The organism is uncultured Sphingomonas sp., assembly GCF_964237335.1.
Taxonomy (GTDB): domain Bacteria; phylum Pseudomonadota; class Alphaproteobacteria; order Sphingomonadales; family Sphingomonadaceae; genus Sphingomonas.
This window is the reverse complement of the sequence record NZ_CAXSHM010000004.1, coordinates 126,345-149,829: the sequence shown is the minus strand read 5'-3', so window position 1 is coordinate 149,829 and position 23,485 is coordinate 126,345. Positions and strand designations below refer to the sequence as shown.

The window sequence follows — 23,485 nt, the reverse complement described above, 5'->3', positions numbered from 1 at the left end:
GTTCACGTTCGGCGACGTTTCCATATCAGGAACACGACGTCGTTGCCCGATCTTCGCCCCCACCATGACCTGGACGACCGGATCGCGCGTGCGCGTGCGGCCGAGGCGGCTCGGGTCGGCGCCGGGGCCGCGAAGCCGCCGGCGAAGGGCATGGCGCAGGGGTCGCGCGTGATGGCGGAGCTGATCGGCGCGCCGACCGGGGGCGCGATCCTGGGCTGGGTGCTCGACCGCTGGCTCCACACCACGCCCTGGCTGCTGCTGATCCTGCTGGTGCTCGGCTTCGTGGTCGCGTTCCGCAACATCTATCGCATCGGGCAGGAGCGCGCCGAGTGACCCCCTCCCGCACTGCCGCCGCTACCCCGAAGGATTCCCGCCATGGCCGGTAAGATCGACCCCATGGAGCAGTTCACCGTGTCGCCCGTGCTCGGGCATCACATCGTGGTGGGCGGGTTCGATCTCTCCTTCACCAATTCGGCATTGTTCATGGTCGTCGTCGGCGTGCTGCTGGCGGTGTTCGTGTCCGGCGGGTTGAAGCGCGAGCTGATTCCCGGCCGCTGGCAGGTCGCCGTCGAGGGTGCGGTCGGCTTCATCGACGGCATGTTGCGCACCAATGTGGGGCCGGAGGGACGCAAGTTCGCACCCTACATCTTCTCGCTGTTCTTCTTCATCCTCTTCGCCAATCTGATCGGCGTCCTGCCGCTCGCGATCCTGCCGCATCTGCACACCTTCGCGGTGACGAGCCACATCACCGTCACCGCGGTGCTGGCGTTCATGTCGTTCGCGATCGTGCTGGTGGTCGGCTTCGCGCGCCACGGCCTGAAGTTCTTCTCGCTGTTCGTGCCGCACGGCACGCCGTGGTGGCTGTTGTGGCTGATCCCGCCAGTCGAGCTGTTGTCGTTCATGGTGCGCCCGTTCAGCCTCGGGCTGCGGCTGTTCGTCGCGATGACCGCGGGGCACATCCTGCTCGAAGTGTTCGGCAGCTTCGCGGTGCAAGGGCTGAGCAGCGGCATCCACGGCGGCAGCCCGATCGGCTTCGTCGTGTGGATCGCCAGCTTCCTGATGCTGATCGGCGTGTCCGCGCTCGAACTGCTGGTGTGCGCGATCCAGGCCTATGTCTTCGCGCTGCTGACCTCGCTCTACCTCCACGACGCGGTGCACCTGCACTAGTCGCCCCTTCCCGTTCAAATACCCCACAGGAGTTTCTCATGACTGATCTTGGTGCAATGTACCTGGGCGCCGGCCTGGCCGCCATCGGCTGCGGCATCGCGGCGCTCGGCGTCGGCAACGTGTTCGCGAAATATCTGGAGGGCGCGCTGCGCAATCCGGGCGCGGCTGACAGCCAGCAGGGCCGCCTGTTCATCGGCTTCGCCGGTGCCGAGCTTTTGGGCCTGATCGCGTTCGTAGTCGCGATCCTGATCCTGTTCGTCGTCCGCTGATCCGTTCGACGCAACGATAGGCCGAGTCCTCCGTCATGCCGCAGCTATCCCAGATCGGTGCGATCTACGCGTCCCAGTTCTTCTGGCTCGCGATCGTGTTCGCGCTGATCTATTTTGGGATCGGCAAGGCGATGGTCCCCCGCGTCGAGCGGACGATCGACGATCGTGCCGCGCGCGTCGCGGGTGATCTCGCCGCCGCGGAGGGCGCGCGCGCGACTGCCGCGCGGGCCGACGAGGGTTATCAGGCCGGGCTGACGATCGCCCGCGAGCGGGCCACCCGCGCGCTCGGCGAAGCGAAGGCGACCGCGACGTCCGATGCCGAGGCGAAGGTGAAGGCGGGCGACGCCGACATGGCGCTGCGCATCGAGGCCGCCACTGTGCGGATCCATGCGGCCAAGCAGGCGGCGCTCGGCGAGATCGAGGCGACGACAGTCGATGCGGTCGAGGCGATCGTCGCCAAGCTGTCGGGCGTCCGCGTCGACCGCGCGGCGGCGGCGGCGCAGGTAAGGGCGGAACTGGCGCATGGCTGATGTGAAGCCGGTGTCGCTCGCCGCCACGCGGGGAGCGACCGAATTGCACACCGAACCATCGGCGCTGGGCGTCACGGCGGCCGGCTTCGTCGCGCTGTCGATGCTGGTCGTGATCGCGATCATGATCTGGAAGAAGGTGCCGGCGCTCGTCGGCGGCATCCTCGACAAGCGGATCGCCACCATCCGGCACGATCTGGACGAGGCGTCGAGGCTGCGCGCCGAGGCGGAGGCGCTGCTGCTCGCGGCGCAGCAGCGGACCTCGACGTTGGTCGCCGATGCCGCGACGATCGTCGATCACGCCCGCGCCGAAGCGGCGGCGATGCTGATGAAGGCAGAAGCCGACGCGCGGGAGTTGGTCGCCCGCCGCGGCCAGATGGCGGAGGACAAGATTGGCGCCGCCGAGCGCTCCGCGATCGCCGAGGTGCGCGCCCGCGCCGCCGACGCCGCCACCCGCGCCGCCGGCGCGACTATCGCCCGCGAGCATGACGCGACCGCCGACCGCGCGATCGTGGATCGCACGATATCGAGCCTCGGCCGCCCGCATTGATGCCGATGGCGGCGGAGACGCTGGCGGCTGCGCTCACCGCCGGCCTGACGGGCGATCCCGCCGGCTGCTCCACGATGGCGGAGGTGCGCGCCGGCGTCGATGTGCTGGACAGGGCGATCGTCACATTGCTCGCCCGCCGCTTCCGCTTCATGGACGCCGCCGCCCGGATCAAGCCCGAACGCGGCCAGGTGCGCGACGAGCCGCGCAAGGCCGCGGTGGTCGCCCACGCGCGATCGGTGGCGGAGCGTGAAGGCGCGCCGGCCGACCTGATCGCGGTGCTGTACGAGCAATTAGTTGAGTCCTCGATCGGCTACGAACTCTCACGCTTCGACGCCCGCTGATCGTCTACCCAAGGCCTGTCGCGAGGGAGGTAGTTTCTCCGGCGCAGATCATCTTGGGCGAACGCGGATCGGCTTTGGCAGCGGAGGTTCAGCCATGTTGGTTGATCCATCCAAAGCAACTAACCACTCTTCCCAGATGGTATGAGTTCGTAGTTGAGTTATTCGAACTGCACACTCCGTACCTTCATAACCACTGATTGTACCGCCGGCATACTCGCTCGCAACAGCCGTGCGTTCTGCATCTCGATAAGCCTCCCAGGCGGCAACCGACTTATCAAAATAAATCAAGGCACCGGCTTCGCCGGCATTCGCATTATTCGATGCAACAGCTTGCGCGTGTTTACGAGCGGCTGCGGTGTATCGCATTAGGTCTGCATTGGCTGCTTCGAGATGTTGTTCGGCGCAAGCGTCAGCCTCTGGTGTCGTGTACCCAGAGCATGGACTCTTCATATTCGACTGTGCAACCGCGGGTGTCGCCGCCATGAGAGATAATACTGCAACAAGCATTTTACTCTCCATCAGCGGCAATCACGTTATGTGTTCGGCGACCTTGAGCATTGCTCAATTTGGACGGCATCGTAGAGGAAGACGACGCCATTTTCCGCACGATCGACCGCGCGGGGACCGCTAAGGACGAGCTTATCGCCATGAACGACGTCAACGCAAGGCATCGCCTGCCTGTCGATCCGACCCCAACCGCCTGAAAGGCACCAAAGGCGCGATCCTTGCGCTGCCCACGCCGATGTGACGCATCTGTCCACCAACGGTGACGGGCTCGCGTACCAATTCGCATTCAACGCGCCGTCGTAACGCGTGCAGCCGGATTGACCCTCGCGGAACCGTTGCCGCCACGGGCCTCGACTCCTAAGTCGCCAGCATGCCCGACTACGGCCCGCCCGCCCATGCCAGCGAGACCCGCTTCAACGAGGACAGCGCGACCTATGCGGTGCGGGGCGCCGACGTGCCCGATCTCGCCGCCGGCACTGCGGCGATCCGCAACGTGGTGCAGACGCTGCCGCTGAAGCCCGGCGTGTACCGGATGCACGATGCCAAGGGCGACGTGCTGTACGTCGGCAAGGCGCGCGCGCTGAAGAACCGCGTCTCCAACTATCTCCAAGTCGACCGGCTGACCAACCGCATCCGGCGCATGGTGACGCAGACGCGGTCGATGACGATCGTCACCACCAACAACGAGGCGGAGGCGCTGCTGCTGGAGGCGCAGCTCATCAAGCGCTATCGCCCGGCGTACAACGTGCTGCTGCGCGACGACAAATCCTTCCCGTTCATCCTGTTGCGCGGCGACCAGCAGTTCCCGCGCATCCAGAAGCACCGCGGCGCGCGCCGGGCGAAGGGGGATTACTACGGCCCCTTCGCGAGTGCCGGCAGCGTCAACAACACGTTGAACGCGTTGCAGAAACTGTTCCTGCTGCGATCCTGCACCGACGGCTATTTCAAGACGCGCGATCGGCCGTGCCTGCTGCACCAGATCAAGCGCTGCTCCGCGCCCTGCGTCGGCCGGATCGATGAGCCCGGCTACGCCGAGCTGGTCGGCGACGCCAAGAACTTCCTCGCCGGCAAGGCGACGGACGTGCAGGCGAAGCTCGGCGCCGAGATGCAGGCGGCGGCCGAGGCGATGGATTTTGAGCGCGCGACCGTGCTGCGCGACCGACTGAAGGCGCTGACCTTCATCCAGGGGACGCAGTTCATCAACGCGGAGGGCGTGGGCGACGCCGACATCTTCGCGATGGCGTGCAAGGACGGCGTGATCGGCATCCAGGCGTTCTTCATCCGCGGCGGGCAGAATTGGGGGCATCGCAGCTTCTTCCCGACCCACACCGCCGAAGTGCCCGAGGACGAGGTGCTCACCAGCTTCCTGACGCAATTCTACGAGGAGGTGCCGCCCGCGCGCACCGTGTTCGTCGACCGCGAGCTGCCCGACCGCGTGGCGCTGGCCGAGGCGTTCGCGTCGCAGGCCGGCCGCAAGGTGGACCTGTCGGTGCCGCAGCGCGGCACGCGCCGCCGGCTGCTCGACCAGGCGAAACGCAACGCGGAGGAGGCGCTGGAGCGCCGGCTGGCAGAGTCGACGACGCAGGCCAAGCTGCTGCGCGAGGTCGCCGAGCTGTTCGACCTCGCCGAGCCGCCCGACCGCATCGAGGTGTACGACAATAGCCACATTCAGGGCACCAACGCGCTCGGTGCGATGGTGGTCGCGGGCCCCGAGGGCTTCCGCAAGGGCCAGTATCGCAAGTTCAACATCAAGGGGAACGAGGCGCGAACCGACGACGATTTCGGCATGATGCGCGAGGTGTTCCGCCGCCGCTTCGCTCGACAGGTCGAGGAGGCGCCCGATCGGGATGATCCGACCTGGCCCGACCTGGTCCTGATCGACGGCGGGCGCGGGCAGTTGAACGCGGCCCGCGCGATCCTGGAGGACCTGGGGATCGAGGACGTCTGCATGGTCGGCGTCGCCAAGGGCCCGCATCACGGCCGCGAGGGGCGCGAGGTGTTCCACCTGATGGACGGCCGCGAGATCACCCTGCCGGTCAACGCGCCCGTTCTGTTCTACCTCCAGCGGCTGCGCGACGAGGTCCACCGCTTCGCGATCGGCGCGCACCGCGAGAAGCGCGCCAAGGCGATCGGCGCGAGCCCGCTCGACGAGGTGCCCGGCATCGGCCCCGCCCGCAAGAAGGCGCTGCTGATGCACTTCGGCACCGGCCGCGCGGTGCGCAACGCGAGCCTGGAGGATCTGCAACAGGCGCCCGGCGTGTCGACGAGCGTCGCGCAGCAGGTGTATGATTTCTACCACGCGCGCTGATCGGCACGCCCGCACTTCTGGCCGATTGAACCGGGCCGCCGCCTTGCTAGACTGGGCCGAAGCGAAGGGGACCAGCGATGCGGCGGTGGGTGATTCTGGGGTTGGCGAGCGTCAGCGGCGCGGCGCACGCGGCGGACAAGGTGCTGTATCAGCCGGCGCCCGCCTGGGTGAAGCCCGCGCCGCCGCTCGACGCCGCCAAGGTGCCGGAGACGGCGCCGGTGATACTCGTCTCGGACAACCAGCAGCGGCTGAAGGACGGAGAGGTCTGGTCCTATTACGACGCCGCCCGCCGCGTCGCCTCGACCGAGGTGCTGGGGCAGCTCGGAACGCTGAGCCTGAACTGGCAGCCCGCGCGCGGCGATCTTATCATCCACCGCGTCGAGATCCTGCGCGGCACTCAGCGGATCGACGCGCTGGCGGCAGGCCAGTTCACCGTGATCCGCCGCGAGCAGCAACTGGAGAAACGCCAGCTCGACGGTGAACTGACCGCGACGCTCGCGATCCAGGGGCTTGCGGTGGGAGACATCCTCCACGTCGCCTATTCGCGCACCAACAAGGATCCGACGCTCAAGGGCAATCTCCAGGCCTATGTGCCGCTGCCCGCGGAGCCCGCGCGGATCGGCTTCGCGCGGACGCGCTTCCTGTGGCCGCAGGGCGCAGACGTGCGGTGGAAGACGCTCGGATCGGGGGTGAAGCCGGTCCTGACCACCGCCGATGGCTATCGGCAGCTGGAGATCGCGCTGCCCCTGGCCAAGCAGCCCGAGATGCCCAGGGACGCGCCGGTACGCTATCATGCGCCGCCGATGCTGGAGGCGTCCAGCTTCACCGACTGGGCGTCGGTCTCGAAGCTGATGGCGCCGCTCTATGTCACGCAAGGCACGATCAAGCCGGGCAGCCCGCTCGCCGCGGAGGTCGCGCGCATCGCCGGCGCCGAGAGCGATCCGGTGAAACGGGCCGCGCTCGCGCTCGCGCTGGTGCAGGACAAGGTACGCTATCTGTTCAACGGCATGGACACGGGCAATTACGTGCCCCAGTCGCCGGACCAGACCTGGACGCTGCGCTACGGCGACTGCAAGGCCAAGACGCTGCTGTTGCTCGCGCTCCTCCGGGCGCTCGACGTGGAGGCCGAGCCGGTCCTCGCCCATACCACCGCGGGCGATCTGGTGCCCGATCAGTTGCCGGCCGCCGGTGCCTTCAACCACATATTGGTGCGCGCGACCGTCAAGGGCGAGACCTTGTGGCTGGACGGGACCGGCAGCGGCACGAAGCTGGCCGACATCCACGACACCTATCCCCTGCACACCGTTCTCCCGGTCCGCCCTGGCGGCGCCGCGCTGATGCCGGTGGTGACCCATGCGAGCGCGCGGCCGCTGGCGGAGACCAGCGTCGACATCGACCAGAGCGCCGGGATCAGCCTGCCCGCGCCGATGACGGCGACGCTCACGTCGCGGGGGCCGCTCGCCGGGTTCGTCCGCACGATCGAGGCTCAGGCCGGGAAGGAGGACCTGCGCAAGTTCGTGACGGGGATCGTCGGTCCGGCGGTGGGCGGCCGGGTCCTCGTTACCTCGCGCAAGATCAGCTTCGACGACGCCGCGGGCACCGCGACGATCGTCGCGAGCGGGCTCGTCTTCCCCGACTGGAGGCGTCAGGACGAGCATTACGAACGTGGCCTTGACCATGCGATCGCCGAGATCAAGTTCGATCCCGATCGTACGCGATCGAGTTGGGCGGCGATCCCGGCGGTGATCGCCGGGCCGGCGAACTATCACTATCGCACGCACATCACGCTGCCGGCCGGCGGCAGGGGCTTCACGTTGGTCGGGGACCAGAAACTGGACGACACCATCGCCGGCGTGAAGGTCGAACGCGTCACGACGCTGCAGGGCGGATCGCTGACGATCGAGGACCGCGTGCTGTCGCCCGGCGGCGAGATCGCCCCAGCCGATATTCCCGCCGTTCGTCAGCGGCTGGCGCTGGCCAAGGCGCGATTGATCGAGATCGATGCGCCGCGCGACTATCCGACGCCGTGGCAGCAGGTGCAGGCGGCGAAGCGCGCCGGTGGCTTCGGCCGACAGCTCGCCGTCTATGCGCAGGCCATCGCGGAACAGCCCGACGAGGCCGAGGGGTACCTCGCCCGGGCGCGGTTCGAGGAGCGGACCGGCGACCGGTCTTCCGCGATCGCCGATCTCGGCCGGGCGATCGCGATCAAGGGCGAAGCGCAGACCTATAGCTGGCGAGCCCGGCTGTTCGCGGACGGCGGCGCGACCGACAAGGCGCTGGTCGACCTCGCCACCGCGCGCAAGCTCGATCCCGCCGAGACCGGCCCCGTGTGGCAGATGGCGGTGCTGGAGTCGGACCGCGGCGACAAGGACGCGGCGTTGGCGCTCGCGCAGGAGCGGATCGACGAGGGAGGACACGACAAGCCGCAGATGCTGTCGCTCAAGGCGGAGCTGCTCGGGCTCGCCGGCGACAGGGACGCGGCGCTCGCAACGATCGATGCGGCGGTGGCGGCGACGCCGGGGAACCCGGCACTGCTGAACACGCGCTGCTGGCTGAAGGGAACGCTCGACACCGCACTCGATACGGCGCTCAAGGATTGCACCCGCTCGATCGAGCTCAGCGACGGGCCGGCCAACGCGCTCGACAGCCGCGCGATGGTCTACTTCCGGCTGAACCGGCTCGACGACGCGATGACCGATCTCGACGCGGCATTGGACACGGCGCCGGACAGCGCGGGCAGCCTGTTCCTGCGCGGCGTGATCCGGGCGAAGACCGGCAAGCCGGCGGACGCGTCCGTCGACCTGGCCGCCGCCCGCGCGCTCAATCCCCGGATCGACGTTCAGTACAAGCGGTACGGCATCACGGCTCCCTGACGGACGCCGCGAGCGGTTGTCCGCGTGCGTCTGCTCCCGGTGGAGCGGTGCGTCGCGGCGGTAGGCGGCGGGAACCTGCGGGCTTACATCGAATCCATGCACCTCGTCGCCCCTGCCATCGTCCTGGCCGCGCGCCCGCACGGCGAGCATGGCGCGGTGGTGCGGGCGCTGACCGAGCATGACGGGATGCGGCCGGGCTATCTGCGCGGCGGCCGATCGCGGCGGCTCGGCCCGGTGATCCAGCCGGGCAACAGCATCGCCGCCGAGTGGCGCGCGCGCACCGACGACCAGTTGCCCGCGTTGACCGTGGAGCCGATCCACAGCCGCGCCGCGCTGTTCGACCAACCGCTGCCCGCCGCCGCGATCGAATGGGTCTGCGCGCTGACCGCCGCGGCGCTGCCCGAAGCGCAGCCCTATCCGGCGCTGTACGGCGGGTTGGGCGGCGTGCTCGACGCGATCGAGGCGGCACCCGCCGCGCGCGGCTGGGCGGGCAGCCTGGTGCGGTACGAGCTGCTGCTACTCGCCGAGCTGGGCTTCGGGCTCGATCTTGCGACCTGTATCGTCACCGGCGGCACCGACGATCTCGCCTTCGTTAGCCCACGCAGCGGCGGCGCGGTGAGCCGGGCGGCGGCGGCAGGCTATGAGGACCGGCTGTTCGCGCTGCCGCCGCTGCTGCGCGATGGGCGCGCGACGGACTGGCCGGACGTCATCGCGGGTCTTCGCGTCACCGGGCATTTCCTCGCCCGCGACGTGCTGACCGACCGCCGCGCCGCGCCGCTCGCCGCGCGCGAGCGGCTGGTCGACCGGATGCGGATGGCGGGCGGCTGACGCTTTGCGCTTGACGCCTTGGCCGCCGCTTGTCGAAGGACCGGCGCCCAAGCCGAAGGACGCCCGCGTGACCAGGACCAAGACGATCGCCGTGCTCGCCGGCGATGGCATCGGGCCGGAAGTGACCCGCGAGGCGCGCCGCGTCCTGGAAGCGTTGTCGCTGGACGTCGCGTTCGAGGAGGCGCCGGTGGGCGGCGCGGCCTATCTCGCCGCCGGCCATCCGCTGCCGGCCGAGACGCTGGCGCTGGCCGCGCGCGCCGACGCGATCCTGTTCGGCGCGGTGGGGGACCCGCAATTCGACGGGCTGGAGCGCGCGCTGCGCCCCGAGCAGGCGATACTGGGCCTCCGCCATCAACTGCAACTGTTCGCCAACCTGCGCCCGGCGCGGCTGTTCCCCGGGCTGGAGGACGCCTCCGCGCTCAGGCCGGAGGTCGCGCGGCAGATCGACCTCGTCATCCTGCGAGAGCTGACCGGCGACGTGTATTTCGGCGAGAAAGGCCGCGGCCATACCCACACCGGCCTGCGCGAGGGCCACGACCTGATGCGCTACGACGAGGTCGAGGTGGCGCGCATCGCCCGCGTCGGCTTCGAAATGGCGGCGCGGCGCAAGCGAATCCTCCACTCGGTCGACAAGGCCAACGTGCTCGAAACGTCGCAATTGTGGCGCGAGATCGTCAACGAGGTCGCGCGTGACTACGCGGACGTCCGCCTCGTCCACATGTACGCCGACAATGCCGCGATGCAGTTGGTGCGCGCGCCGGGCCAGTTCGACGTGATCGTGACGGGCAATCTGTTCGGCGACATATTGTCGGACCAGGCGAGCATGTGCGCGGGCTCGATCGGCATGCTGCCGTCCGCCTCGCTCCGGGCGTGGAACGGGGACAATGGTTTGTATGAGCCGATCCACGGGTCCGCGCCCGATATCGCCGGGCAGGGCCGCGCCAATCCGTGCGCGGCGATCCTGTCGGCGGCGATGCTGCTGCGCCATTCGCTCGATCTGGAGGCTCCGGCGCAGCGGATCGAGGCGGCGGTGGAGGCGGCGATCGCCGGCGGCGCGCGGACGCCCGATCTGGGCGGGACGCTGTCGACGGGCGCGATGGGCGACGCGGTGCTCGCCGCGCTGTGACGCTGGTCGCCCCCCTCGAACTCGCGGTGGTGGTGCCGACGTTCAACGAGGCGGCGAACGTGCCCCGGCTGGTGGCGTTGTTGGAGCAGGCGCTTGCGGGGCGGGGCTGGGAGGTGGTGTTCGTCGACGACGACAGCCCGGACGGCACCGCCGACGCCGCCCGCCTGCTCGGCCGGACCGATCCGCGCGTCCGCGTGGTCCAGCGGATCGGCCGGCGCGGGCTGTCGTCGGCCTGCATCGAGGGCATGTGCGCGACCGCCGCTCCGGTGGTGGCGGTGATCGACGGCGACCTGCAGCACGACGAAGCGCTGTTGCCGCGGATGCTCGACCGGCTGCAGGCGGAGCCGGGCCTCGACCTCGTCATCGGCTCGCGCTTTGTGGAGGGCGGCGGGCTGGGCGACTGGGACCGGGACCGGGTCGCCAAGTCCGCGCTGGCGACCCGGCTGTCGCGCCGGGTGCTCGATGCCGACCTGTCGGACCCGATGAGCGGCTTCTTCGCGATCCGGACCGACGTGGTGCGCGCGATCGTCCCGAAGCTGTCGGCGATCGGATTCAAGATCCTGCTCGACATCATGACGACGAGCCGCCGCCCGCTCGCCTTCGCCGAGCTCGGCTACCAGTTCCGCACCCGCGAGGCGGGCGAGAGCAAGCTCGATTACGTCGTAGCGATGGAGTTCCTGATCGCGCTGTACGATCGGATGGTCGGCAGGCTGGTGCCGGTGCGCTTCGCCATGTTCGCCGGCATCGGGCTGCTGGGAGCGCTGGTGCATTTCGTGGTGCTGGCGCCGTTGCCGCACGACACGCGCGGTGGCTTTCGGACCGCGACGATTGCGGCGACGCTGGTCGCGATGACCTTCAACTTCTTCCTCAACAACGCGCTCACCTATCGCGATTCGCGGCTGAAGGGGTGGCGCGCGCTGCTGGACGGCTGGGTCAGTTTCTGCCTCGTCTGCTCGGTGGGCGCGATCGCCGACGTCGGCGTCGCGATCTTCCTGTTCAACCCGCACACCGACGCCTGGGTGCTGCCCGCACTGGCCGGCATCGCGGTGGGCGCGGTGTGGAACTACGCGCTGTCGTCGCGCTTCGTGTGGGGGCGGTATTAGGGCCGATCGTCGGTCCACGTCCCCTCCCGTTCAGGCTGAGCTTGTCGAAGCTCTGCCCTTCTTCGGAAGAAAGGACAGTCCTTCGACAAGCTCAGGATAGACGGAAAAAGGGTCAGGATCCCGTACTTACGGCCAAGTCCTCAGCCACATCCAATGCTCGAACGAGCGGGCCCCCGCGAGCGGGAAGGCGGCGAGGATCGGCAGGAAGTACATGAACAGCCCCAGCACGCACGTCGCCCAGGCCTCGTCCCACCCGGCCAGTCGCCCGCGCCCGAACCGGTCCCACGCCCCCGCGATCGGCAGCGCGACGAGGATGGTCGACAGGTACGAATAATAGAAGAACCCCAGCGACTTGGGGATCGCCGCCCACATCAGCATCGAGGCGAGCCACAGCCCCGCCACCGCCGTCAGCCGGGGATCGCCGCCGCGCTTCAGCCCCGCCCACAGGCAGAGCGGCACCGCGATCAGCCCGCTCCACAGCACCGCCGGGTTGCCCAGCATCAGGATGCCGCGCTGCGCGCCGTCCGCCTGTTCGTACAGATACCAGATCGGCCGGATCATCAGCGGCCACGTCCACCAGCTCGATTGATAGGGGTGCGGCGGCAGGACCTGCGTCTGCGCGTGGAACATGCGCGCCTGGAACGGCAGCAGCGTCGACAGCGTCAGCGGCTCGTCGGCGTAGAAGAACGCCGGCGCGAAGGTCAGCAGATACACCGCCGCCGCGACCAGCCCCATCGCGGCGAGTGCCGGGATGGCAGGCAGTCCCGGCCAATGCGACCGACCTCGTCCGGTCAACAGCCCGCGTCCGTCCCGCCACCGCACCCAGAGGAAGCCCAAACCCGCAAACCCCAGATACGGCAGCGCGGTCCACTTGCATCCGATCGCCAGCCCCAGCAGCACCGCGCCCGCGAGCCACCGGCGCCAGGCGCGCGCCGGATCGTCCGCGCGCATCGACCACAGCAGCGCGGCGATGGCGGCGATCACGAACGCGGCCATGAACCCGTCCAGCATCGCGATCCGCGCCTGGACGAAGACGGTGAAGTTAGCCAGCACGGTGATGCCGACGAACGCCGCCGGCCGCGGCCGCCGCCAGATCAGCCAGGCGATCGCGACGCTGCCCGCCACCACGCCTGCCCCCGCCAGCGTCGACAGCGCGCGCCAACCGAAACTGTCGTCGCCGAACAGCCGGATCGACAGCGCGATCAGCACCTTGGCGAGCAGCGGATGCTCGATGTTGCGCGGGCCCTGCATGGCCAGCAGCGCACGCGCGGCGGGCACGTAATGCGTCTCGTCGAACACCAGCCGGTGCGGCACCTGCACACGGAACGCGAACAGCGCCTCCGCCACCAGGAAGAACAGCAGGACGAGCGGGATCGGGCGGCTGAAGCGAGTCACGCGCCGGGTGTGACGCCTCGCTTGGCACACCACAAGCGCCGCTCCCTTGCCCAATGGAGGGCAAAACGGCAAGGCGACGGCCATGAAGCGCACCACCGGCCAGGACCGCTCCGTCACCGCCCATTGGCGCCCCGCGACCCGCGCGGTGCGTGGCGGCACCGCGCGCACCGAATATGGCGAGACCAGCGAGGCGCTGTTCCTCACCTCCGGCTATGCCTATGACTGCGCAGGCGACGCCGCCGCGCGCTTCGCGGGCGAGCAGGCGGGGATGACCTATTCCCGCCTCCAGAACCCGACCGTCGAAATGCTGGAACAGCGGATCGCGCTGTTGGAGGGCGCGGAGGCCTGCCGCGCAACCGCCAGCGGCATGGCGGCGATGACGGCGGCGCTGTTGTGCCAGCTCGAGACCGGCGACCATATCGTCGCCGGCCGCGCGGCGTTCGGATCGTGCCGCTGGCTGACCGATACGCTGCTCCCCAAGTTCGGCATCGGCGTGACGATCGTCGACGCGCGGGACCCTCAGCAGTTCGAGGATGCGGTTCGCCCCGAGACCAAGCTGTTCTTCTTCGAAACGCCCGCCAACCCGACGATGGACATCGTCGACCTGACCGCGGTGTGCGCGATCGCGCGCGAGCGGGGCATCCGCACGGTGGTGGACAATGCCTTCGCGACCCCTGCGCTGCAGCGGCCGATGGAGTGGGGGGCGGACATCGTCGCCTATTCCGCCACCAAGATGATGGACGGGCAGGGCCGCGTGCTGGCCGGCGCGGTGTGCGGGAGCGAGGACTTCATCACCAGCACGCTGCTGCCGTTCCACCGCAACACCGGGCCGACGTTGTCCGCGTTCAACGCCTGGGTGGTGCTGAAAGGGCTGGAGACGCTGGACCTGCGCATCCGCCGCCAGTCGGAGAACGCGCTTACGGTCGGCCGCTTCCTTGAGGGACGGGTCTCGCGCATGCTGCACCCGGGCCTGCCGAGCCATCCGCAGCACAATCTCGCGATGCGGCAGATGGACGCCTGTGGGCCGATCTTCGCGTTCGAGGTGGAGGGCCGCGACCAGGCGCATGCGCTGCTCGACGGGCTGGCGCTGGTCGACATCTCGAACAACATCGGCGACTCGCGCTCGCTGATGACGCATCCCGCCTCCACCACCCATTCCGGCGTAACCGCCGAAAAGCGCGCGGAGATGGGCGTGACGGAAGGGATGCTGCGCCTCAACGTCGGGCTGGAGGACCCCGCCGACGTGATCGAGGACCTCGACCGCGCGCTGGCGGGCGCGGGCCTGTGAAGGCGCTGTTCCCTCATGCCGAGGAGACGCAGGGCGTCGTGGTGCGCGTGTCGGTCGGCTATCTGCCCGACCAGTCGGAGCCAGCGCGCGGGCGCTGGTTCTGGTCCTATCATATCCGCATCGAGAACGGCGGCGGCCAGGCGGTGCAGTTGATGACGCGTCACTGGGTCATCACCGACGGCCGCGGCGCGCGCCACACGGTGGAGGGTGAGGGCGTGGTCGGCGAGCAGCCGATGATCCTGCCGGGCGAGAGCTTCGACTATGTCTCGGGCTGCCCGCTGTCGACGCCGACCGGGCACATGCAGGGCAGCTACCGGATGGTGGGCGAGGACGGGACGGGCTTCGACGTCGCGATCCCCAAGTTCGCGCTCGTGGCGCCCGCGACGGCGCGGTGAGTCTCTGGCCTTGCCGTCGCCCCAGCGAACGCTGGGGCCTCTCGCCATGCAGCGTGCGCCCAGCGGACAGCGGCCCCCGCCTGCGCGAGGGCTGCGCCCGGCGCTCCGGGACGGAGCGCCGGGCTTGAAGCGGACCCATCTCCCCCTCACCGGCCTCCGTGTGCTCGACGCCGCCGCGCGGCACCTGTCGTTCACCCGCGCGGCGGACGAGCTGGCGGTGACGCCGGCCGCGGTCGGCCAGCAGGTGCGCGCGCTGGAGGATACGCTGGGCGTCGTCCTGTTCCGTCGCACCACCCGCGGGCTGGAGCTGACGCCGGAGGCGGAGAACGGCCTGGCGGCACTGCGCGACGGGTTCCTCCAGTTCGAGGAGGCGGTGCGCGCGATGCAGGCGGGACAATCGTCCAAGTCGCTGACGATCGCCGCGCCGCGCGACCTGACGGAGAAGTGGCTGATGCCGCGCCTCGCCGCCATCGCGCGGACCGACCGGGAGTTGCGCTTCGTGCTGATCGCCGCGGACGAGCCCCCTGATTTTACCGAGGCGAACCTCGATCTGGCGATCCGCTGGGGCGAGGGGCCGGGCGGACTGGAGGGCGAGGCGCTGGAGTCCGAGGGACTGGTCGCGGTGGCGGCGCCGGGTGCGGGGGCGGAGGTGGTGGCGATCGGCTGGCCGGGATCGCCGGCCGCCGCCGGTCCGGGTCGCCGACGCGGGGCTGGCGATCGACGCGGCGGCGCAGGGGCTGGGCCGCGCGACGGTGCCCGAGCTGCTCGCGCGCGGACCGCTCGCCGAAGGGCGGGTGGTGGCGCTGGGCGAGCCGACGCCGTCGCGGCTGGGCTATTGGCTGATCGCGCCGCTGCCGCAATGGCGCCAGAAGAAGGTGCGCGCGCTGGTGGATGCGCTGACGGGGTGAGCGGGGGTGGGGGCAACGGACCTAGGGAACCTGCTCGTCTACCGCACCCCACCCGATCCGTTCGTGCTGAGCTTGTCGAAGCACATGAACCATGCGCTACGCCCGCGACATGTCCTTCGACAAGCTCAGGATGAACGGTTGTTGTCAGTCGGGGATCATCGCGGGGGCGCTTGCGCCGCCAAAGCCAGCGCGCGGTTCATCAGCGTCGCGAAGGTCAGTGTCGACACCGCCGCGTCGGTGCGGTGCCAGTGGCCCGTCACCGCTAGCCAGCGCCCGTCCTTCGTATGCGCCAGCCAGTTGAGCGTGACGACTCCCGGTTCCGACCCGCCCTTGAACCCCAGATAGTCGAACGGCGCGCGCGTGGCGGCGTCGGTGCCGGGGTTCGTGGCCATGATCGCGCGGGCGGGCGCGTCGGCGTGGAGGCGCAGCCAGTCGAGCAGCCGGGCCATGTCGGCGGGGCTGGCGAACCATTCCACTTCGTCGGTCGCAACCGGCTTGTCGGCGAATAGTGCGGCCGACAGCGGCGCGGCGGCGATACGCGGCGCCTCCGCGGCGAGGATGCGGCGGCGCTCGGCCGGCGTCGCGGTCGCCCACCGGGCGGCGAGCGCAGGGTCGGCCTTCAGCACGAACGCCTCGCGCGTCGACAGCAGCGGCAGCGTGCGGGCCGGTTCCGCCGCGCCGGCCAGCCGCACCATCGCGTTCACCCGGTCGCGCCCGAGCGTCGTCAGCAGCGTGTCGGCGGCGGTGTTGTCGCTGATCGAGATCGCCAGCGTCGCGAGGCTCTGCAGCGTCATCGGGGTTCCGACCGGCCAGCTCTGCGTGATGCCCGACGGCAGCGACGGCAGCCCGAGCGACACGACGTCGTCCCAGCGGCGCTTGCCCGCCGTCACCTGCCGCGACGCCTCCGCCAGCAGCCACAGCTTGAACGCCGAGCCGAGCGGCGCGACGACCGTGTCGTGCAGCCCCGCGATTCGGCGCGGCGAGCCCCCTCCTGCTTGGCCCCCAAGCTCCCACACGCCGAACCCCGCCTCGCCCGGCAGCGCCGCGATGTCCGCGCTCAGCGCCGCCAGCGTGTCGCCCGCACGCGTGGTGCCCGTGACGAGCAGGCCGATCACCCGGTGCGGCGACGCCGGGTCGAGCGCCAGCCGCACGGTGGCGGTGCCGCGCTGATAGCTGACCGTCAGCGTCGTGTTCCAGCTCGACTCGGGGCTGGCGGCGGCGATCCCGGTCGGCTCGCCCAGCGCATCGCGCAACTGCGCCGTCACGGCGGCGAGCTGCTGCGGGCTCACCTGCGCGGTGAAGCTCGGGGCGAGGAAGTCCGGCGTGTCCTGGCCGGCGAGCAGGGCGACGAGCTGGTGGCTGCGGCTGTCGAGCGTCGGATCGGTCATCTGGGTCGCGCCGGGCGGCGCGATCCCCGCCGTAACCAGGGCCGCACAGGCCGCGATCAGCAGCCGAGCTCCGGCACGCCGCACCGCGCGATCAGTTCTTCAGCTTCCAGCCGCGGCTGAGCGCCACATAGCAGGCGACGCCCAGCACGACGTCCACCCCCAGCACGACCGCCGCGCCGATCCCTACCGGCGAGTCCGCGATGCCGAGGAATCCATAGCGGAAGCCGGAGATGACGTAGAAGAACGGGTTGAAGTGGCTAGCGACCCGGAACGCCGGCGCCAGCCGGTCGACCGAATAGAAGGTGCCCGACAGCAACGTCAGCGGCCCGACGACGAAATTGCTGACCGCGGCGGAATGGTCGAACTTGTCCGCCCAGATCGACGTCAGCAGTCCCAGGAACGCGAGGAACACCGATCCCAACAGCCCGAAGCCGAGCGCCACGAGCGGATGCAGCGGCACGACGTGGATGCCCGGCGTGACCAGCATCGCCAGCCACACCGCGCCGCCGACGCACGCCGCACGGGTGACGGAACTGCCGACCAGCGCCGTCATCAGCTCGGGAACCGAGAGCGGCGGCATCAGGTAATCGACGATCGTGCCCTGCATCTTGCCGACCAGCAGCGAGAAGCTGGCGTTGGCGAACGCGCTGGTCATCATGCCCATGACGATCAGGCCCGGCCCGACGAAATCGGCGAAGGCGACGGTGCCGCCGCCCACCCGCACCGCGCCGCGGCCGCCGAGCGCGGTGGTGAACACGACGAGGTACAGCAACGTCTGGATCGCGGGCGCCCAGACCGTCTGGAGCTGCACCTTGAAGAACCGGCGCACCTCCTTCACATAGAGCGTACGCAGGCCGCCCCAGTTGACATTCCGGATCACCGGTACGCCGGGGTCGTTTCTGATCGCCGAAAGGTGTCCGATCGGGGGCTGGCTGCTCATCGCCGGCCGGGGTACGCGTTGCCGGTGGGATTGGCCAGACGATTTGGAGCCGTGCGCAATGATGACCTGGACCGACGAGCGGATCGAGCAGTTGAAGGCGATGTGGGAGGCCGGCCAGACGGCGAGCCAGATCGCCGAAGCGCTGGGTGGCGTCAGCCGGAACGCGGTGATCGGCAAGGCGCATCGCCTGAACCTTCAGCCGCGCCCGTCGCCGGTGAAGACAAACGAGCCGGCAGCAGCGCCGGCGACAGAGGAATTGAACGTGATCGAGGAAGTGTCCCCCGAAGTAGCGGCGGGAACCGAAGACGAGACGCCGGTGGCGGCTGCCGAAGAGGCGGTGACCGCCGCACCGGTCGAGGCCGACGACGATGCGGACGAGCCGGTGGCGGCGCCGTCCATTCCGGCGCCCGCGCCCCAGCCGATCATGCGCTCCGTCGGGCCGGGCGGTTTCGTGCGCCAGACGCCCGGCGAGCAACAGCCGCCGATCGCTCCCGCGCCGCCGCGCCGTCTGGTGCCGGCCAAGCCGTCGGCCGAGATCGCGGGCAAGACCAGCCTGCTCGATCTTAACGACAAGATCTGCAAATGGCCGCTGGGCCATCCGGGCGAGCCCGACTTCCACTTCTGCGGCGACAAGGTGAACCCGGGCTTTCCCTATTGCATCCAGCATTGCGGCCACGCGTACCAGGCGCAGCTGCCGCGTCGCGACCGCCGCCCGCCGCCGCCGCCGCTGCCGTTCGGCGGCCCAAGGGCGCGTTGAGCCAGCGAAGCCGGGCGATCGCGCCCTTGGACCGCCCGGCCGGTGGGTCGCGCCAGCGAACCCGTCCGACGTCACGGGCTTTGCCCGTGACCGGCCGACCATCAACTATCAGTTCACGGTTCCAGCCGAGGGAGTCGCTTGGCATCCCGGCCAGTGTTCCTATAGTGTTCGCATGACCGACCTGTTCGCTGCGCCGGATCAACCCTCCTCAAGCTACGACGCCTCGTCGATCGAGGTGCTCGAGGGGCTGGAGCCCGTCCGCCGCCGGCCGGGCATGTACGTCGGCGGCACCGACGAGCGGGCGCTGCATCACCTTGCCGCCGAGGTGCTCGACAATGCGATGGACGAGGCGGTCGCGGGCCATGCATCGCGGATCGAGGTGACGCTGGAGCCGGGCAACCGGCTGACCATCACCGACAACGGCCGCGGCATTCCGGTCGACCCGCACCCCAAGTTTCCCGACAAGTCAGCGCTGGAGGTGATCCTGTCGACGCTGCACTCGGGCGGCAAGTTCGCCGGCAAGGCCTATGCCACCAGTGGCGGGCTGCACGGCGTCGGCATCAGCGTCGTCAACGCGCTGTCCAGCGAGACGATCGTGGAGGTCGCGCGTGGCAAGCAGCTCTATCGCCAGCGGTTCTCGCGCGGACAGACGCTGGGTCCGCTGGAGACGCTGGGCGGCACGCCCAACCGGCGCGGCACGTCCGTCGCGTTCGTCCCCGACACCGAGATCTTCGGGCCCGAGATGCAGTTCAAGCCCGCGCGCCTGTGCCAGCTCGCGCGGTCGAAGGCCTATCTGTTCGCGGGCGTCGAGATCCGCTGGCATTGCGCGCCGTCGCTGATCGCGGACGGCGACACGACGCCAGCGGAGGCGGTGTTCCAGTTCCCGGGTGGCCTCGCCGATCACCTGAAGGACCAGATCGGCGACCGCGAGTGCGCCACCGCCGAGATGTTCGCGGGCACGCAGGATTTCCCCGTCAAGGCGGACGGCGTCGGGCAGGGGCGGGCGGAATGGGCGGTCGCCTGGCCGCTGTGGAGCGACGGCTCGGCGAGCTGGTATTGCAACACCATCCCGACGCCCGACGGCGGTACCCACGAACAGGGCCTGCGCCAGGCGCTGGTGCGGGGGCTGCGCGGCTTCGGCGACCTCGTCGGCAACAAGAAGGCCAAGGAGATCACCGCCGACGACCTGATGGTCGGGTGCGAGACGATGCTGTCCGTCTTCATCCGCGAGCCGCAGTTCCAGAGCCAGACCAAGGACCGGCTCACCAGCCCGGAGGCCGCGGGGCTGGTCGAGAAGGCAATGCGCGATCATTTCGACCATTGGCTCGGCCACAACATGGACCGCGGCAAGGCGCTCCTCGGCTATGTGCTGGAGCGAATGGACGAGCGGCTGCGGCGCAAGGCGGAGCGCGAGGTCAAGCGCAAGACGGCGACGTCTGCGCGCAAGCTGCGGCTGCCCGGCAAGCTGACGGATTGCTCGGCGGACGATCCTCGCGGCACCGAGCTGTTCATCGTCGAGGGCGACTCGGCTGGCGGCAGCGCCAAACAGGCGCGCGACAGGAAGACGCAGGCGATCCTGCCGATCCGCGGCAAGATCCTGAACGTCGCGTCGGCCACCGCCGCCAAGATCATGGGCAACCAGGAGATCGCGGACCTGACGCTGGCACTCGGCTGCGGCACGCGGAAAGACTGCCGGCCCGAGCTGCTCCGCTACGAGCGGATCGTCATCATGACGGATGCGGACGTCGACGGCGCGCATATCGCGACGCTGCTGATGACCTATTTCTTCCAGGAGATGCCCGAGCTCGTCCGGCGCGGGCACCTGCATCTGGCACAACCGCCGCTGTACCGGCTGACCGTGGGCGCCAAGAGCCTCTACGCCCGCGACGACGCGCACCGCGCCGAGATCGAGCGGACGCAATTCAGGGGCAAGAAGGTCGAGGTCGCACGCTTCAAGGGGCTGGGCGAGATGAATCCGATGCAGCTGCGCGAGACGACGATGGACCCCGCGACCCGCGGCATGCTCCGCATCACCCTGCCGCAGGAATATGAGGAACGGGCGGGGGTGAAGGATCTGGTCGAGCGGTTGATGGGCAATAACCCGGCGCACCGCTTCGCGTTCATCCAGGAGAACGCGGCACGGCTGGACGAGGAGGCGATCGACGCGTGATGGGGGAGCGGCCGTCTTGACAGTTGCGGTGGAACCACGATGTTCCCCCGCAAGTGGAGATCGTCGCCATGATCAACGTTTCTGCCCGGCTCGTCGCCCTTGTTCTTGCATCCGCGCCCGCGAGCGTTCTTGCTCAAGCTGCCACGCCCCCCACGACGACGGCACAGACGAAGGATGTCGTGGTTACCGGCCGACGCCTGTCGGACACCGGCGCCGCACTGAAGGCGTGCATCGCTCGCCATTGTCCGCCCGACGAGGACATCCGCACGACACTGGCGCACGCCGAGAACCAGTTCGTTGCGGGCGACTACAAACAGGCGCGCGTAACGCTGCAGGACTCCGCCGGCCGCAATCGCAAGTTCGCGAAACACTATCCGGTGCCGGTGTCCGACCTGCTGCGCGCGAGTTCGCGCGTCGACGTCCATCTGGGCGAGGTGGAGGATTATCGCCGGACGACGCTGGGCTCGCTCGACGCGCTGAAGGCCGGGCTGCCCGCGACCGACCCGCGCGTCCTCGCCGAACGGCTGGAGGTGGCGGACATGTTCGCGCAGGTCGGCGACTTCGACCAGGCGCTGGACATCTATCGTAAGGTGGCACGCGAGGCGAAGGCGCTGAACCTGCCGGTGCTGGAAGGAACTGCGCGGCTGCGCACGGTGTCGGCCGACCTGCGTGTCGCGGCGGATGCGCTGGGCACGGGCGCGGAGCACGAAGCCGTGGCGGAGGTGGATGCGCTCGCGCACGATCCCGATCCGCAACTGGCGTCCTATGCGTTCGTCGCCCGTGTGATCCGGGCGCAATACGATGCGAAGCATGGCCGCCCGCAGCCGCTGGAGGTGGTGATGGCGGAGATGCGGACGCGCCTGTCCGGCACGCGGCCGGTGCTGATCCAAGCCGACCCGATCAGGATGCCTGGCCGGCCGGAGGCGGTGACCATCGATGATTCAGCTCCAACACGCGACTCGCTCACTCGCCTGCCCGTCGGCAGCTTCGAGGGCCAGTGGGTCGACGTGTCGTTCTGGATCAAGCCTGACGGCAGCGTCGACGACGTCGGGGTGTTGCGTGAGAGCAAGCCGACGGTGAGTTATTGGGACAAGCCGGTGCTCACGTCGGTCCGCAGCCGACGGTACGCGCCGCTCAAGCTCCGCGCGGGCGATCCCGGCCTGCTGCGCGTCGAGCGTTATACCTACACGTCGTTCTTTGATCGCACCGCGTCGGAGTCCCGCATCCCGACCCGCGACGGCCAGCCGCGGGTCGAGATGCTCGACCTGTCGGACGAGCCGGCCGGCGCCGCGCCGGGCACGTCGCCGGCGGCTGCGCCGCCCGCCTCCGCCTCCGGGACCCCTACGACCGGTTGACGACGGCGGGCGCGACGCTAAGGGCGATAATCGGGCGGTCCGCATCGGGCCGCCCTTTCTCGTTGCGGAGAGAAGGAGAAGTCCCGTGCCCACCACCGCCCTGATGCCCGTCTACCCACGGTGCGCGGTGCGTCCGGTGCGAGGCGAGGGCTGCTACCTGTTCGGCGAGGCTGGCGAGCGCTACCTCGATTTCGCAAGCGGCATCGCCGTCAACGCGCTCGGCCATGGTCACCCCGCGCTGGTGAAGGCGATCGCGGATCAGGCCGCGACGTTGATGCACGTCTCCAACCTCTACGGTAGCCCACAGGGCGAGGCGCTGGCGCAGCGGCTGGTGGACCTGACGTTCGCCGACACGGTGTTCTTCACCAACTCGGGCGCCGAGGCGGTGGAGTGCGCGATCAAGACCGCGCGCCGGTTCCACTATGCCGACAGCCATCCCGAGCGGCACACGCTCATCACCTTCAACCAGGCGTTCCACGGCCGGACGCTCGGCACGATCAGCGCGACCAACCAGCCCAAGATGCGCGACGGGTTCGAGCCGCTGCTGCCCGGCTTCGTCCAGGCGCCGTTCAACGACCTGGACGCCGCGCTGGCGCTGGTGGACGAGCACACCGCCGGCTTCCTGGTCGAGCCGATCCAGGGCGAGGGCGGCGTGTCGGTCGGGACGCCGGCGTTCCTCCACGGCCTGCGCGCCGCGTGCGACGAGCACGGGCTCCTGCTAGTGCTGGACGAGGTTCAGTGCGGCTATGGCCGGACAGGCACGATGTTCTATCACGAGCAGGTGGGCATCACGCCGGACGTCATGGCGGTGGCCAAGGGGATCGGCGCCGGCTTTCCGCTCGGTGCGTGCCTCGCCACCGAACGCGCGGCCAAGGGCATGGTCGCGGGCACGCACGGCTCCACCTATGGCGGTAACCCGCTGGCGATGGCGGCGGGCACGGCGGTGCTCGACGTGATGGGCGATCCCGGTTTCCTGCCGCACGTCGCCAAGATGGGCGACCGGTTGCGCGCCTCGCTCGAACAGATGATCCCCAACCACGACCATCTGTTCGACCATGTCCGCGGCGCCGGGCTGATGGTCGGCCTGAAGATGAAAGTCGATGCGCGCCGCTTCGTCGCCTTCCTGCGCGACGAGCACCATGTGCTGACCGTGTCGGCGGGCGAGAACGTCGTCCGCATCCTGCCGCCGCTGGTGGTGGAGGAACACCATATCGCCGAGTTCGTCGAGACGCTGAGCGCGGCGGCGCGGGTGTATGTCGATGCGGCGGATGACTGAGGGCGCGGCGGAAA

At 69.6% G+C, this 23,485-nt stretch carries 21 protein-coding genes and 1 pseudogene; 18 read left to right on the top strand and 4 right to left on the bottom strand.

Annotated elements, in window-relative coordinates:
• The first annotated feature begins 42 nt into the window (after nt 1-42).
• From ACFE65_RS04110 to ACFE65_RS04085, 6 genes are read left to right on the top strand one after another with little or no spacing between them, the layout of a single operon-like run.
• Entirely contained in the window at nt 43-333 is a 291-nt protein-coding gene (locus ACFE65_RS04110; protein ID WP_375381066.1) for an AtpZ/AtpI family protein, read from the top strand.
• A gap of 33 nt (nt 334-366) precedes the next feature.
• The gene (locus tag ACFE65_RS04105; RefSeq protein WP_375381084.1) at nt 367-1,167 is read left to right on the top strand and encodes a F0F1 ATP synthase subunit A; all 801 of its coding nucleotides are present in this window, start codon (nt 367-369) and stop codon (nt 1,165-1,167) included.
• Nucleotides 1,168-1,223: 56 nt separating this feature from the next.
• Entirely contained in the window at nt 1,224-1,436 is a 213-nt protein-coding gene (locus ACFE65_RS04100; protein ID WP_375381083.1) for a F0F1 ATP synthase subunit C, read from the top strand.
• 35 nt (nt 1,437-1,471) lie between these two features.
• Nucleotides 1,472-1,966: an ATPase gene (locus tag ACFE65_RS04095; protein ID WP_375381065.1), complete on the top strand. Its 495-nt coding sequence runs from the start codon at nt 1,472-1,474 to the stop codon at nt 1,964-1,966.
• Nucleotides 1,959-2,513, top strand: a complete 555-nt coding sequence (locus tag ACFE65_RS04090; protein ID WP_375381064.1) for a hypothetical protein — start codon at nt 1,959-1,961, stop codon at nt 2,511-2,513. Before ACFE65_RS04095 ends, ACFE65_RS04090 begins: the two co-directional genes overlap by 8 nt.
• 5 nt (nt 2,514-2,518) lie before the next feature.
• Entirely contained in the window at nt 2,519-2,854 is a 336-nt protein-coding gene (locus ACFE65_RS04085) for a chorismate mutase (protein WP_375381063.1), read from the top strand.
• Nucleotides 2,855-2,902: 48 nt separating this feature from the next.
• Here the strand turns inward: ACFE65_RS04085 and ACFE65_RS04080 are convergent, their stop codons facing one another.
• Complete coding sequence (locus ACFE65_RS04080; RefSeq protein ID WP_375381062.1) at nt 2,903-3,373, bottom strand: lysozyme inhibitor LprI family protein; 471 nt, start codon at nt 3,371-3,373, stop codon at nt 2,903-2,905.
• A gap of 358 nt (nt 3,374-3,731) precedes the next feature.
• Here ACFE65_RS04080 and uvrC point away from each other — a divergent pair, with 358 nt between their 5' ends.
• The 5 genes from uvrC (at nt 3,732) to ACFE65_RS04055 (ending at nt 11,599) form a co-directional block, all read left to right on the top strand.
• Nucleotides 3,732-5,669, top strand: coding sequence for an excinuclease ABC subunit UvrC (gene uvrC / locus ACFE65_RS04075; RefSeq protein ID WP_375381061.1), 1,938 nt, complete (start codon nt 3,732-3,734; stop codon nt 5,667-5,669).
• Nucleotides 5,670-5,746: 77 nt separating this feature from the next.
• Nucleotides 5,747-8,542 (top strand): DUF3857 domain-containing protein, encoded by a 2,796-nt coding sequence (locus ACFE65_RS04070; RefSeq protein WP_375381060.1) that lies wholly within the window; start codon nt 5,747-5,749, stop codon nt 8,540-8,542.
• Nucleotides 8,543-8,638: 96 nt separating this feature from the next.
• A complete protein-coding gene (gene recO / locus ACFE65_RS04065) occupies nt 8,639-9,370 on the top strand; it encodes a DNA repair protein RecO (RefSeq protein WP_375381059.1) in 732 nt (243 codons plus the stop codon).
• Between the two features lie 67 nt (nt 9,371-9,437).
• Nucleotides 9,438-10,496: a 3-isopropylmalate dehydrogenase gene (gene leuB / locus ACFE65_RS04060; protein WP_375381058.1), complete on the top strand. Its 1,059-nt coding sequence runs from the start codon at nt 9,438-9,440 to the stop codon at nt 10,494-10,496.
• Between the two features lie 2 nt (nt 10,497-10,498).
• Nucleotides 10,499-11,599 carry a glycosyltransferase family 2 protein gene (locus ACFE65_RS04055; protein ID WP_375381082.1) on the top strand — a complete coding sequence of 367 codons (1,101 nt, stop codon included), beginning with the start codon at nt 10,499-10,501 and terminating at the stop codon, nt 11,597-11,599.
• 126 nt (nt 11,600-11,725) lie between these two features.
• Here ACFE65_RS04055 and ACFE65_RS04050 read toward each other — a convergent pair whose 3' ends face one another.
• On the bottom strand, nt 11,726-12,994 hold the full coding sequence (locus ACFE65_RS04050; protein ID WP_375381057.1) for a phospholipid carrier-dependent glycosyltransferase: 1,269 nt from the start codon (nt 12,992-12,994) through the stop codon (nt 11,726-11,728).
• Between the two features lie 82 nt (nt 12,995-13,076).
• On the opposite strand from ACFE65_RS04050, the gene ACFE65_RS04045 reads away from it, so the two are divergent.
• From ACFE65_RS04045 to ACFE65_RS04035, 3 genes and pseudogenes are all read left to right on the top strand, one after another.
• Nucleotides 13,077-14,282: a trans-sulfuration enzyme family protein gene (locus ACFE65_RS04045; RefSeq protein ID WP_375381056.1), complete on the top strand. Its 1,206-nt coding sequence runs from the start codon at nt 13,077-13,079 to the stop codon at nt 14,280-14,282.
• Nucleotides 14,279-14,677, top strand: a complete 399-nt coding sequence (gene apaG / locus ACFE65_RS04040; RefSeq protein ID WP_375381055.1) for a Co2+/Mg2+ efflux protein ApaG — start codon at nt 14,279-14,281, stop codon at nt 14,675-14,677. Before ACFE65_RS04045 ends, apaG begins: the two co-directional genes overlap by 4 nt.
• Before the next feature lie 46 nt (nt 14,678-14,723).
• Nucleotides 14,724-15,585 (top strand): annotated as a pseudogene (locus ACFE65_RS04035) (LysR family transcriptional regulator).
• 155 nt (nt 15,586-15,740) lie between these two features.
• On the opposite strand, the gene ACFE65_RS04030 reads toward ACFE65_RS04035, so the two are convergent.
• Together ACFE65_RS04030 and ACFE65_RS04025 are read right to left on the bottom strand one after the other, a co-directional pair.
• Nucleotides 15,741-17,057 (bottom strand): serine hydrolase, encoded by a 1,317-nt coding sequence (locus tag ACFE65_RS04030; RefSeq protein ID WP_375381054.1) that lies wholly within the window; start codon nt 17,055-17,057, stop codon nt 15,741-15,743.
• A gap of 7 nt (nt 17,058-17,064) precedes the next feature.
• The gene (locus ACFE65_RS04025; protein ID WP_375381053.1) at nt 17,065-17,913 is read right to left on the bottom strand and encodes an ABC transporter permease; all 849 of its coding nucleotides are present in this window, start codon (nt 17,911-17,913) and stop codon (nt 17,065-17,067) included.
• Nucleotides 17,914-17,974: 61 nt separating this feature from the next.
• On the opposite strand from ACFE65_RS04025, the gene ACFE65_RS04020 reads away from it, so the two are divergent.
• From ACFE65_RS04020 to ACFE65_RS04005, 4 genes are all read left to right on the top strand, one after another.
• Nucleotides 17,975-18,670 (top strand): GcrA family cell cycle regulator, encoded by a 696-nt coding sequence (locus tag ACFE65_RS04020; RefSeq protein ID WP_375381052.1) that lies wholly within the window; start codon nt 17,975-17,977, stop codon nt 18,668-18,670.
• Nucleotides 18,671-18,842: 172 nt separating this feature from the next.
• Nucleotides 18,843-20,840 (top strand): DNA topoisomerase IV subunit B, encoded by a 1,998-nt coding sequence (parE, locus tag ACFE65_RS04015; RefSeq protein WP_375381051.1) that lies wholly within the window; start codon nt 18,843-18,845, stop codon nt 20,838-20,840.
• A 179-nt stretch (nt 20,841-21,019) separates the two neighbouring features.
• Nucleotides 21,020-22,195 (top strand): hypothetical protein, encoded by a 1,176-nt coding sequence (locus ACFE65_RS04010; protein WP_375381050.1) that lies wholly within the window; start codon nt 21,020-21,022, stop codon nt 22,193-22,195.
• Nucleotides 22,196-22,280: 85 nt separating this feature from the next.
• Nucleotides 22,281-23,471 (top strand): aspartate aminotransferase family protein, encoded by a 1,191-nt coding sequence (locus tag ACFE65_RS04005; RefSeq protein WP_375381049.1) that lies wholly within the window; start codon nt 22,281-22,283, stop codon nt 23,469-23,471.
• Nucleotides 23,472-23,485 lie beyond the last annotated feature (14 nt).

Coding starts and splice junctions, on each gene's coding strand:
- recO (WP_375381059.1), top strand. CDS start 8,639: ATGCACCTCGTCGCCCCTGCCATCGTCCTGGCCGCGCGCCCGCACGGC.
- ACFE65_RS04100 (WP_375381083.1), top strand. CDS start 1,224: ATGTACCTGGGCGCCGGCCTGGCCGCCATCGGCTGCGGCATCGCGGCG.
- uvrC (WP_375381061.1), top strand. CDS start 3,732: ATGCCCGACTACGGCCCGCCCGCCCATGCCAGCGAGACCCGCTTCAAC.
- ACFE65_RS04045 (WP_375381056.1), top strand. CDS start 13,077: ATGAAGCGCACCACCGGCCAGGACCGCTCCGTCACCGCCCATTGGCGC.
- ACFE65_RS04070 (WP_375381060.1), top strand. CDS start 5,747: ATGCGGCGGTGGGTGATTCTGGGGTTGGCGAGCGTCAGCGGCGCGGCG.
- ACFE65_RS04090 (WP_375381064.1), top strand. CDS start 1,959: ATGGCTGATGTGAAGCCGGTGTCGCTCGCCGCCACGCGGGGAGCGACC.
- parE (WP_375381051.1), top strand. CDS start 18,843: ATGACCGACCTGTTCGCTGCGCCGGATCAACCCTCCTCAAGCTACGAC.
- ACFE65_RS04095 (WP_375381065.1), top strand. CDS start 1,472: ATGCCGCAGCTATCCCAGATCGGTGCGATCTACGCGTCCCAGTTCTTC.
- ACFE65_RS04080 (WP_375381062.1), bottom strand. CDS start 3,373: ATGGAGAGTAAAATGCTTGTTGCAGTATTATCTCTCATGGCGGCGACA.
- ACFE65_RS04025 (WP_375381053.1), bottom strand. CDS start 17,913: ATGAGCAGCCAGCCCCCGATCGGACACCTTTCGGCGATCAGAAACGAC.
- ACFE65_RS04020 (WP_375381052.1), top strand. CDS start 17,975: ATGACCTGGACCGACGAGCGGATCGAGCAGTTGAAGGCGATGTGGGAG.
- ACFE65_RS04085 (WP_375381063.1), top strand. CDS start 2,519: ATGGCGGCGGAGACGCTGGCGGCTGCGCTCACCGCCGGCCTGACGGGC.